Raw genomic sequence first — 7,269 nt, 5'->3', positions numbered from 1 at the left:
ATTTCAGCGCAGCCGACAATAACGAATCGAATTCAGCTTGGAAACCTGGTGGAATGCTTTTTTATCTAACACACTGCTAGCTTCCATTGGCTTCAGGAGGTAAAAAGCATCCGTTTCCCGCCCTCTAAAATCCTTGAAATAGTCTGATCACGTAGGCAGCGTATCGTTCATTGCCTTCCCAGCAACCTGCGCCATTTCCAGTCCGTTCACGAATTTGACGATTTCCCAAGCTGCCCGCTTGTTCGGAGAATCCGCAGATATGGCATAGATCTCCGACAATTTCACGTAAGCCGATTCATCAGGCTTTGCAGGATTAACTATCGGGTTTCAACTTTTTGGATACAATTTTTTAGCTTGGTAACGCTGGGGCGATATCCAGTTATTAAACAATTTAAACCTCGTTATCTCCACTTGAAATTGTTATAATTAAAATGTTTTTAATATTTTTATAATGGAGGGCTAGAGAATGAAAATTGCAATAGTCTGTTTCGATAACTTTACTGATATAGATGTTTTTTTACCATGGGATTTATTAAATCGTGTACGTCTAGTTGGCGGTATTTCTGATTGGAATGTCCAACTATTAGGAACGGAAAAAACTCATATATCCATGTCTGGCTTACGTATCCCCATGACAGGAAGCATATCTGATATTCCTTCCGCTGACGCTGTAATATTTGCAAGTGGTAAGGGTGTACAAGATTTATATCAAAATCAAGAATATCTTAATAGCATTCATGTAGATCCTCAAAGACAATTAATAGGCTCTATGTGTTCTGGTTCACTACTACTAGGAGCTAAAAAATTGTTAACTGGCAAAAAAGCAACTACATATCCATCCGTAGTAGAACAACTTAAAGAATTTGATGTAGACGTTATTGAGCAAAGTTTCGTAAACGAAGGAAATATCTCGACTGCCGCAGGTTGTTTTGCTGCTCAAGATCTCTCAGCTTGGATTATAAGAACCCTAATTAATGATGAAATGGTTGACACTGTGCTAGAAACTGTTCAGCCAGTGGGCAAAGGTTTATATTTTTAATTTCAAATCAAGTCAGAAATAGATAATGCTAATCCGTTGGAGCAGGTCACCGACGAGAAAGACAGAAAGCGGATTCGATTGACGTTTCAGGCCATCGAAGGATTCGTCATGTGCAGTTGCTTCGCAACGGGACTGGTACAGATGATCTCCTTGCGCTTTTCTGAGTGCGCTCCTAACCTGCTCTTCCGCTATCTCCGAACGCCATCCTAGACCGTCATTACCGGACGGTCACTGGGTTATATTACATGCTCCCTCTACGGTTCTGTTTAAACAGCTTGATCGTGTTATCAATTTTCGCTTTGATCGTGTTGAGCGGCATTTCCGTCATCTCCGTAATTTCTTCTATCGTATATCCTTCTACACACTTCAGTTGAATAAGCAATCGCGTCATTGGCGACTGTTGTTTCATAAAGGCATGCAACTCCAAATTTTCTTCCGTCGTTTGGCGTTTCACAAGTCCCTTATCTTCTTCATCATCGATGAAGACAATTAATTTACTATTGAGCAAATGAGATTTGCATTTATGAATCACAATCCGATTGAACCAAATATTGAATCTTTCCGGATTATCGAATTTTTGGATATTAATAACGGCTTCTTCCACAGCATCACACACCGCGTCCATGCTGGCGGCTTCATCGAGTAAATAGCTATTCGCAATTCGGTACGATTCGTCTTGAATTTGTTGTATTACATACGCGAAGCTATTCATATTGCCCCGCTGCGCACGGTCAATCATCATCTTCTGATCCATAGTTTCTCCTTGGCAACGAGGCATGAGTGCTCAAAATAGTTCTCGAATCTTCACATATAATTATATTCGGATGTTTTTTTAAAACGAAGATTCTGTCACTGTGGCTCTCTAGCAGCATTGTTATCATTCGATTTTTTGTTGCACTCATAGTAACCCCCGGTTCCATTAAGTCTAAAAATGTCTTTGATTATAGAGGTATTGTTCGTAAAAGCGGTTAATATCACGCTTAATGAGGGTTACTGACAAAGGATCTGCCTGGCGGTAGTTTTCTACCTTTCCAACAGATCCTTTGTCTTGTAAGCAACTTATTGTGATCTTATTAGAATCCCATCGTTCAGAGCTTTAATTTTTCAGGCCCTTCATCGGCTGCTGCTCGAATGTATGGAATGTCCCTTTTGGATTGACAAGCGCGATAACGGTCGGCTGTCCTTGCTTTGTGAACGTATAGCGGTCGAGCTGTATCGCTACCTTCGATCCCTTCAAATCAACGCCAAATAGCTGCTTTACCGTCGGCGCGGCCTTGGCTATCGCCTGTTCGGACGTGAGTATCGGCTGAGCGAACGCTTGCTTATATTCATCGTCGGATTTTAAGGATTCTTCTTCTCGAAGCAATACGGCCCCCCATATCTTCCCGGTAATGGCTCCGATGTGGAGGATACATATCTTCAATTCTGCATCAATGAACTCTAGTACCTTGCCCTCCTTGTTCTGAGGATTATGATTCAAGTTCACCCCATTAAGTACCTTTACGTCCTGCCCGCCGTTTAATAGTTTCATCGTTTTGCGCGCAATATCAACCTTTGATTTGTCTGGCGCCTTCGCATAGCTAACTGTTGCCTTTGTTACTTTGCCGCTTTTGCCATCAATCGTGACAGAAGCGAAATTCTGACCTAGCAGGATCCATGTATCCTGTCCTCTATATGCGCCTTTCACCTGTGCCATCTTCGGATCCAATTCTTTCAATTTATTCTTGCCCGTTGTCAAAATGGACATAGGTACATCCTTAAGATCTGCAACTAAGCTGAAAGATACGATTTCTCTAGATTGCGAATTGACGACAATGTCTCCGCGTTTATCCTTAAGCTTGAACATAATGTACTCCCCATCAGGCAGATTCGGCATTCCTACCCGCGAATAATCGGCAATCTCATAAACCGAATTTGGCATGGCATCTTTTATTGCCTTTTTCACCTTCGCAATGATGTCTTCGCTAACTTCGATTTTGGCCTTCGATTGTTGGGCAAAAGCCCTTGGCAAATAAGCCGCTTCGGATAAAACTCCTATAGAGAGTGCACTTACAAGCATTACAGCGACAACTGTTTTCTTCACATTCATTTCGATTCCCTCCTAAAGTTGAAATACTATAATGTATACTTCATAATCGAACGATTGGATCGCTATAAGACAAAAGGGCAATCCTTTGTTATTCACTTGAAAGAGAACGTCAGAATACAGAAGGTTCCCCTGTAATCAACTTTTCAGGGAGAGGTCTGCTCTTTTTTCTCCCTCTCCTCTGTATGCGCCTTGTTCAGCATTTGCTGCCCCTTCGCTTCCAGCTCATTGACCGCCTCATCCGGCGTCATCTCGCGCTGCACGACCGCTTGCAAAGTTTTGTCCAACAATTCACTGAACGGTGAGTAGAAGTCTTCCGGCACATGTTTGTTGCCGTACCCTACCCAGAATCCCAAGCTCCCTTCAACAGGCGAAGATTCCGTAGATGACTTGGGTTTCAACATATAGAACGGTTCTGTTCTCCTGCCCTCCAATTCCTTGAAAAATTGGTTTCTCGTCGGCAAAGTAGATATCGGATTGCGGGAAGCAACCTTCTCCATGCTCGATCCATTGACGAATTGGACAAACTCCCAGGCAGCCCGCTTGCTCGCGGAGTCCGCCATTACCGCAAAAATTTCCGACAAGCGCACCTTGGAGGACTCGTCAGGTCTTGTTAGATCGATCGGTACCGTAACGATATCCCAATTGATAGAGCTCAATTTTTTATCGCGCAGAGGGGCACGCCGCAGCTCTTTGGCGAACCAAGGGCCATCCATGACCATGGCCGCCTTCCCCTGAAGGAACAGATTGTTCATTCCTTCTACTTGTCCGGGCGGATAATTCCGCACCGCATCCGTTGCCATCCGAATGGCTTGCTTCCACCCGTCGGATCGGATGCGCATCTTCGCTCCCTTCGCATCAACGACTTGAAGGGAAGAAGTCGATGCAATATTTATCAATAATTCGGAAGGCCTTTGATACAAACCGTAAATTTCGTTATTGCCAGTTCTCATATCGTCAAAGCGCTTGGATAAAGACAGCACTTCCTGCCAGCTCATCTTGTTGCGCGGCAGTTCGATGTTGTACGCTTGGAACAAGTCACGATTGTAATAAATCACTTGATTATAAAAATAAGGGGATAGCCCGTACAGCTTCCCTCTTCCTTTCGTACGAATCATATCGATCAGGCCCGGCATGTAGCCTTCCAGGTCGAATTTTTCTTGTGCAATAATGTCATCCAACGCATAGAGCTTTCCTTGCTGCGCATACGATTCGAACATATGCTCACTCAGCAGCACGACGTCCGGCTTGTGCTTGTCCAGCAATTTTTCCAAATCTGCTGCCGTATCCGCCTCAGCAGTGCTAATGATTTCAACCTCAACATTCGGGAATTTAACATTGAAATAGTTTCCGTAATCGCGGTAGAACGATTCCTCACTGTAATAAGTCACTTTTATTTTCCCCTTGTCCTCATCCAATGGATCCAATACCGACTTTTCCAAAAAACATCCCGTTAATATAGACAACATGCTCAGCAGCAATATGCCCAACCTCCATCTTTTGCTCAAGTCTTTCTCCCCTCCAAGTCTTTGTTCTTTTGTGGCTCCATTATGTCATGCCCTCCTTGCTGCATATGCGAAGAAAATTACCGGACGGAATCCCCCTGACCCAAGTTTTTTCTTTTTATGGATTGCATCTATATCAGCTTTCTTAACTCTACAAAGTTACCCTATTTATTAAGTTCATATCACGCTAATGAGGGTAACTGACAAAGGATCTGCCTGGCGGTAGTTTTCTACCTTTCCAACAGATCCTTTGTTCTGTTTGCAGCTTATTGTGATCTTCTTATGATTTCATCGCTTTTACTTGTTAATTTTTCAGGCCCTTAATCGGCTGCTGCTCGAATGTATGGAATGTCCCTTTAGGATTGACAAGCGCGATAACGGTCGGCTGTCCTTGCTTCGTGAACGTATAGCGATCGAGCTGTATCGCTACCTTCGATCCCTTCAAATCAACGCCAAATAGCTGCTTTACCGTCGGCGCGGCCTTGGCTATCGCCTGTTCGGACGTGAGTATCGGCTGGGCAAACGCTTGCTTATATTCATCGTCGGATTTATAGGATTCTTCTTCTCGAAGCAATACGGCCTCCCATATCTTCCCGGTATCGGCTCCGATGTGCAGAATACATATCTTCAATCCTGCATCAATGAACTCTAGCACCTTGCCCTCCTTGTTCTGAGGATAGTAATTCAAGTTCACCCCATTAAGAACCTTTACGTCCTGCCCACCGTTTAATAGTTTCATTGTTTTGCGCGCAATATCAAGCTTGGATTTGTCTGGCGCCTTCGCATAGCTAACTGTTGCCTTTGTTACTTTGCCGCTTTTGCCATCAATAGTGACAGAAGCGAAATTCTGACCTTGCAGGATCCATGCATCCTGTCCTCTATATGCGCCTCTTACCTGCGCCATCTTCGGATCCATTTCTTTCAATTTATTCTTGCCCGTTATCAAAATGGACGAAGGTACATCCTTAAGATCTGCAACTAAGCTGAAAAGTACGATTTCTCCGGATTGCGCATTGACGACAATATTTCCGCGTTTATCTTGTAGCTCGAAATCGATGTACTCACTTTCCGGTAAATTCGGCATTCCTACCCGCGAATAATCGACAATTTCATAAGCCGAATTTGGCATGGCATCCTTTATTGCCTTTTTCACCTTTGCAATTATGTCATCACTAACTTCGATTTTTGCCTTCGCTTGCTGGGAAAAAGCCCTTGGCAAATATGCCGCGTCAGTTAAAACTCCTGAAGAAAGTGCACTTACAAGCATTGCAGCAACAACTGTTTTCTTCACAGTCAATTCCCTCCTAGAATGCGCAAATCCTAAAGTGCCTTGTCTTATTTTTCTTCTGTCGGCATTGGCAATGGTACTTTCCAATCCAGGTCATAGCTCTTTTCTGCCAATTCTGAAGTAAGACTGAGCGTTTGAGGGAGTTCTTTCATTTCAGAACTTTGCAATTTCATTCGGATATGGTTTCTGCCTTGTTCATCCTTCCCTATCATTTTAAAGTCTCCACCTGTTACATCGTATACTTTGCCCGCTTCATCTTTTATCGTCCAACCAAAACGATTCGTAATTTTATGTGCGTCATCAATTAATATCGTATCGCCTATATTAATATGGGATATATCCTTTACATAAGCCTCTAGTAAAATCGTAACGTGCTTCTCAGTCTTTGGAGATGCTTCATTTAATGGTTCGTTTAAGGTTACTGACTTGATCTCAATCGTTTTGCCATCCATATCTACTCGTACAGGTTTGTCGGCAAGCTGTTTTGGCTCAAATGATATGCCTAGCTCATACGGTTCTGTTTTTACTAAAGAATCCAATACTAGCGTATATTGATGATCAGGAGACAGTGGAGCAAATCCATACTGCCGATTCAAATGACCGAATTCTCCCAAGGCCTTGCTTGGCGTATCAAGCGCCCTAGTTAAATCTTTTACTTTCTCTCCTTTTTCATTTTCAACATGGAAATTCAGCTTAAAATCATCATAGCGAACATAAGGATCAGCTGAATCTACTTTTCCTTTCACTTGTTTACTTTCCTCTACTAATCTTTTCTTTGCCTCTTCCGTCCATTTCGTTTCATAATCCACACTAGCAGCAGTCGGTGAATACATAATGCTATTTAGTTTGATTTGCAGTCCCTGTGGTGTGGTATACGTCTTATCGATTGGCAGCACCTGAGAAGCCTTCGTTGTTTTCTCTAAATCAAAAGGAATCTTCAAGGCCCAATTTCCCTCGACAGAGTCGATCTGATTTCCCTCGAACTGTAGTACAAGCTTCTGATCTTCTGTTTCCCCGGGTTTTTTTAGCGTGAGATATCCGTAATTTTCGCGGTTTTGTACCCCATATATTCTAGTTTCTTTAATTATATTCCCTTTCGAATCTGTCACCTCTACGTTACTTATGGAAAGCTTATCCGGATGAATAAAGTTATTCTGCTGATCCTTGATCGAATAAACGGCTACAATTCTCATAGGATCGGCCAATATCTCCTCTATTTCAAGAGTATAGCCCTGATCAGTAACAGAGGCATTTACCTTCTGTGAAAAACCCTCCTGTACTGCATGTTGCAGTTCTTGATCAGAACTATCAAATAACGATTTAACATAGGCCGCAAAGGTAGGACTCACCG

Annotated in this window: 7 protein-coding genes; 1 reads left to right on the top strand and 6 read right to left on the bottom strand. The window is 42.9% G+C overall.

Annotation, left to right across the window (positions count from 1 at the left end):
- Positions 1-147: 147 nt before the first annotated feature.
- Positions 148-285: a hypothetical protein gene (locus tag AZ66_RS32125; RefSeq protein ID WP_197081766.1), complete on the bottom strand. Its 138-nt coding sequence runs from the start codon at positions 283-285 to the stop codon at positions 148-150.
- Positions 286-466: 181 nt separating this feature from the next.
- Here AZ66_RS32125 and AZ66_RS24745 point away from each other — a divergent pair, with 181 nt between their 5' ends.
- Entirely contained in the window at positions 467-1,039 is a 573-nt protein-coding gene (locus AZ66_RS24745; RefSeq protein WP_044357315.1) for a DJ-1/PfpI family protein, read from the top strand.
- A 241-nt stretch (positions 1,040-1,280) separates the two neighbouring features.
- Here AZ66_RS24745 and AZ66_RS24740 read toward each other — a convergent pair whose 3' ends face one another.
- From AZ66_RS24740 to AZ66_RS24720, 5 genes are all read right to left on the bottom strand, one after another.
- Positions 1,281-1,793: an RNA polymerase sigma factor gene (locus tag AZ66_RS24740; RefSeq protein WP_044357314.1), complete on the bottom strand. Its 513-nt coding sequence runs from the start codon at positions 1,791-1,793 to the stop codon at positions 1,281-1,283.
- A 342-nt stretch (positions 1,794-2,135) separates the two neighbouring features.
- Positions 2,136-3,128, bottom strand: coding sequence for a hypothetical protein (locus AZ66_RS24735; RefSeq protein WP_044357313.1), 993 nt, complete (start codon positions 3,126-3,128; stop codon positions 2,136-2,138).
- 143 nt (positions 3,129-3,271) lie between these two features.
- Positions 3,272-4,633 (bottom strand): extracellular solute-binding protein, encoded by a 1,362-nt coding sequence (locus tag AZ66_RS24730; protein WP_044357312.1) that lies wholly within the window; start codon positions 4,631-4,633, stop codon positions 3,272-3,274.
- Between the two features lie 301 nt (positions 4,634-4,934).
- A complete protein-coding gene (locus AZ66_RS24725) occupies positions 4,935-5,921 on the bottom strand; it encodes a hypothetical protein (RefSeq protein WP_044357311.1) in 987 nt (328 codons plus the stop codon).
- A gap of 44 nt (positions 5,922-5,965) precedes the next feature.
- On the bottom strand, positions 5,966-7,269 hold a 1,304-nt coding region (locus AZ66_RS24720; protein WP_044357310.1), incomplete at its 5' end, for a DUF4179 domain-containing protein.

The sequence above is a fragment of the Paenibacillus sp. E194 genome (assembly GCF_000935845.1).
GTDB lineage: Bacteria > Bacillota > Bacilli > Paenibacillales > Paenibacillaceae > Paenibacillus_B > Paenibacillus_B alvei_B.
This window is presented reverse-complemented; position numbering and strand designations above follow the sequence as displayed.